Source organism: Porphyromonas sp. CAG:1061 (assembly GCF_000435035.1).
In the GTDB taxonomy this organism is placed as follows: Bacteria; Bacteroidota; Bacteroidia; order Bacteroidales; family Porphyromonadaceae; genus Porphyromonas_A; species Porphyromonas_A somerae.
The window spans coordinates 3,334-7,493 of sequence record NZ_HF988837.1 but is presented as its reverse complement, the minus strand read 5'-3'; the positions used below and the strand labels follow the sequence as shown (position 1 = coordinate 7,493).

The following is a 4,160-nucleotide window of genomic DNA, read 5'->3' as shown; positions in this document are numbered from 1 at the left end:
TGATAGATCTTGGCGGCGGTAATGGCGTGGATATCTTGCTCCTTACGGAAGGCCTCGATCATCGCCTCATCGCCCGAGAAGTGAGCCATCAATCGCAGCTCTATCTGAGAGTAATCGGCCGAGATATAACGGTCGCCCCGCTCAGGATAGAGGGCGGTGAAGGCTTTACGTATCTGCCGACCATCTTCATCACGAACAGGGATATTCTGCAGGTTGGGGTCGGTACTGGAGAGACGCCCCGTCGCCGTTGCCGTCTGATTATAAGTGGTATGGATACGCCCAGTCTGGCGATTGATCAGTTGTGGTAGTGGTTCGATATAGGTACTCACCAGCTTACGGAGCCCTCTGTAACGTAGGATCAACCCAATGATTGGGTGGAGGTGTGCCAACTTCTGTAGCTCCTCCTCACGGGTCACATATTGGCCTGTCTTGGTTTTCTTCGGCTTCTCCACTAGTTTCAGCTCATCAAAGAGTACCTCTCCCACCTCCTTAGGCGAATTGATATTAAATGGGATACCCGCCTGTCGCTGAATCTCCCCTTCCAGTTCTCCCAACTCCTTATAGAGCTCATCCACCGTATCGGTGAGCTGCTTCACATCGAGCCGCACGCCAGTCTGCTCCATACGCAGTAGCACCTCCATCAGTGGCATCTCCACCTCGTAAAAGAGCGACTCCAGCTCCTCCTTCTCCAGCTCCTCCCGCAATTTATGATAGAGCTGTAGCGTGATATCGGCATCCTCACAAGCATAGGTATAGACCTGCTCGGGCGGTAGCTGTCGCATATTTTTCTGCTGCCTTCCTTTCGGCCCTATCAACTCCTCAATCGGGATTGGTTGGTAGCCCAGGTAGCTCTCCGCCATCGCATCCATACCGTGCCGTAGCTCAGGCTGAATCAGGTAGTGGGCAATCATCGTGTCCCAGTAGGGACCGACGGGGTGAAGGCCAAACCGCTCAATGATCTTGAGGTCGAACTTTAGGTTTTGCCCTATCTTGAGCACCTTAGGATCGCCAAAAACTTTTTGAAAAGGGGCCAACTGCATCTGTGCCTCCATCGGCAGCTCGGAAAGCGGAATATACCATGCCTCATGAGGTGCTATCGCAAAGGAGATGCCTACGATGCCACAACTCATGCCGTCCAAGCCATCCGTCTCCGTATCAAAAGCAAAGGCGGGTGCGGCTGCTAGTCGCTCTGCTAGGGCAGTAATCTGCTCCTCGCTCTCTACGAGGTGATACTGCTTTTCACTGCTATCGAAGCGCTTAAAGTTACTCTCTATCACAGGCTCTTCTACTGGATCCTCATCAAAAAGCGAACGGGGCTGTAGGGTGGAGCTAGGGGTGGCATCCGCTTGCAATTTCCCGATTTTCGAACGAAACTCCAACCGCTCGTAGAGGTCGAGGAGAGCTTGTTGATCCGTCTCCTTCCGCTGCATCTCCTCCAGACTATACTCCATCGGCACATTAGTGCGGATCGTCACGAGGTCGCGCGAGAGTTTGAGTTGTTCACGTCCCTCCAGTAGATTTTCTTTTCTCTTCCCTTTGATCTCGTCGATATGGGCATAGATCCCCTCAATATCATGGTACTGTGTGAGGAGCGTTGCCGCTGTCTTCTCCCCGATGCCCTTCACCCCAGGCACATTGTCCGAAGTATCACCCCAGAGGGCCAGGAGATCAATCACCTGCCGACTCTCCTGCAGCCCATGCTTTTTCGTTACCTCCTCAGGTCCCAACTCTTCAAAGCCTCCGCCCGAGCGGTTGGGCTTCAGGATGCGGACGTTCTTTTGTACCAACTGTCCATAATCCTTATCCGGCGTAATCATATAGACCATACGATCCGGCTCTCGACTTCCCACCTGCGTAGCAATCGTACCAATCACATCATCCGCCTCATACCCCGGCACCGTGTAGTGCTGTACCCCAAAGGCATTGACCAACTCCTTGATATAAGGTAGGGCGAAACTAATCCCCTCGGGTGTCTTTTCGCGCTGAGCCTTGTACTCTGGATAAAGCTCGCTTCGGAAGCTACCTCCCTTTGGGTCAAAAACCACTGCAATGGGGGCCCCATCGGCACGGTTGAGGATCTCTTCAAAGGTATTGAGAAAACCAAAGATCGCCGTGGTGTCCTCCCCTTTAGAGTTGATTCGGGGGCTCCTGATCATCGCATAATAGGCACGATAGATCAAGGCATAAGCATCGAGTAGATATAGTTTCTTTTCCATAAGTAATATAGCTTTATTCGGTAAAATATTGCCGAGCAATCCGTGAGGAGAGCCGTGAAGGAATCTCGTAAGGGATGGTGTCGCAGGCATCTGAAAGGCGGGTAATCGGTAGCCCCTCGCCAAAGATGGTCACCTCGCTTCCCACCTCGGCACTCTCGGCATCGGTGACATCGATCATCAATGTATCCATGCAAATATTACCGATCGTTGGGGCAAGGGTACCGTCGGGAAGGCGGAAGGAGATCCGACCATTGCCGAGGCGGCGTGGTAATCCATCGGCATACCCAATCGGAATAATCGCAATACGACTGGGACGAGTCACCTTTCCTCGACGACCGTAGCCAATCGTCTCCCCAGGTTGCACCTCCTGCACCTGCAGAATCTGCGTGGTGAGCGTGGCAATTGGTTCGAGCACACAGGGCGTCCGCTCCAGCGGAGAGATGCCATACAGCCCGATCCCCAGTCGCACAAAGTCGGAGGGGTAATTCGGGAAACGGATCGCCCCCGCAGTATTGAGGGCGTGCTTTTTAATGGAATACCCCAGTCGTTCCTCCAGGATATGGTGGGCAGTATCTAGTCGCTCCAATTGCTGAAGGGTAAAGGCATCTTCCGTAGGATCATCCGCCACGGCGAGGTGAGTAAAGATAGAGGCGACCCGCACTGCACTAGAGCGTCGGAGCACCGCCACCACCTCATCAATCTCGGGGAGGGTGATGCCGAGCCGATTCATCCCTGTATTCCACTTCAGGTGGATAGGCAGGGTGCCATCGCCATACCTTTCTGCCGCCTCCTCAAAGGCACGCAGCATCTCCAGACTAAATATCTCTGGCTCTAGTTGGTGCCAAATCAATTGCCGGAAAGCCGATAGCTCAGGGTTCATCACCAAGATGGGGAGCTGAATACCCTGCTCTCGTAGTTCCCGACCTTCATCCACCACCGCCACAGCGAGATACTCGGTACCCGCTCGCTCCAGTGTCCGTGCCACCTCATAGGAGCCAGCTCCATAGGCATTGGCCTTAATCATACAGATGGTCTGCATCGACTTGGGCAGTTGTTGACGAAGAGTGTGGTAGTTTTCCGTAAGTCGATTGAGGTTGATGCTAAGAATGGTCTGGTGCGATAGTGCCTTCCAATCCTCTATCACCCGCTCAAATTGCGAGGTATGACTTCCCTTTAAGAGGATAATATGCCCTGCCAATTGTGCTAGTGACAGCTCCTTATCGAGCGAACTCCAATCGGGATACCACTGCGTTAATTCTGGGAAAAGTTCACGATACTGCCCCAAAGCAGGACCAACCAAGTAGAGGCGGTCTAGTTGATAACGACTGATCAATTCCGCCACCCGCCCATAGAGTTCGCGTGGGTCGTGCGTGCTATCCTGCATATCGGAAAGGATGAGGGCGGTAGGCCAGTGGTCACTATTCCGACGGTTGAGGAAGTCGAGGGCAATTGCCAGCGAGTCGTAATCCGAATTGTAGCTATCATTAATGAGCAGCGTTCGGTGCTTCCCTTGGACTACCTCTAGTCGCATTGAGATCGGTTGAAGCGTCGCAAAAGGGGTCAAGTCCTCAAGAAGCGAAGGTGCCGTGTACTTCAGTAGCAACAGTGCTGCCACTGCATCGGCAATACTTCCTTGGTCAAGGAAAGGAAGATGCAACTCCCGCTCTACCCCATCCATGCTTAGGGAAAGGGTCACTCCCGAAGCATGGTACTCAATTTGCCTTACCCAGAGCTCTGCACGCTCATCGGAGAAACTCCAGAAGTGGCTCTTGGCGGTCAGCCCCATTTGTTCTAACCCCTCTACGATCAAAGGTTGGTCCAGTGGGGCAATGATCGCCTCACAGTCGGTAAAGAGCGATAGCTTCTCCCGCACCTTTTGCTCTTTACTCTCAAAGTGCTCCTGATGGGCCTCTCCAATATTGGTGATCAGCCCAATCGTCGGCT

Annotated in this window: 2 protein-coding genes; both read right to left on the bottom strand. The window is 53.1% G+C overall.

Annotated elements, in window-relative coordinates; all coding sequences use genetic code 11:
- The coding region (polA, locus tag QVO39_RS00745) for a DNA polymerase I (RefSeq protein ID WP_288171277.1) at positions 1 to 2,216 on the bottom strand (2,216 nt) is incomplete at its 3' end.
- A gap of 13 nt (positions 2,217 to 2,229) precedes the next feature.
- The coding region (gene alr, locus QVO39_RS00740) for an alanine racemase (RefSeq protein WP_288171275.1) at positions 2,230 to 4,160 on the bottom strand (1,931 nt) is incomplete at its 5' end.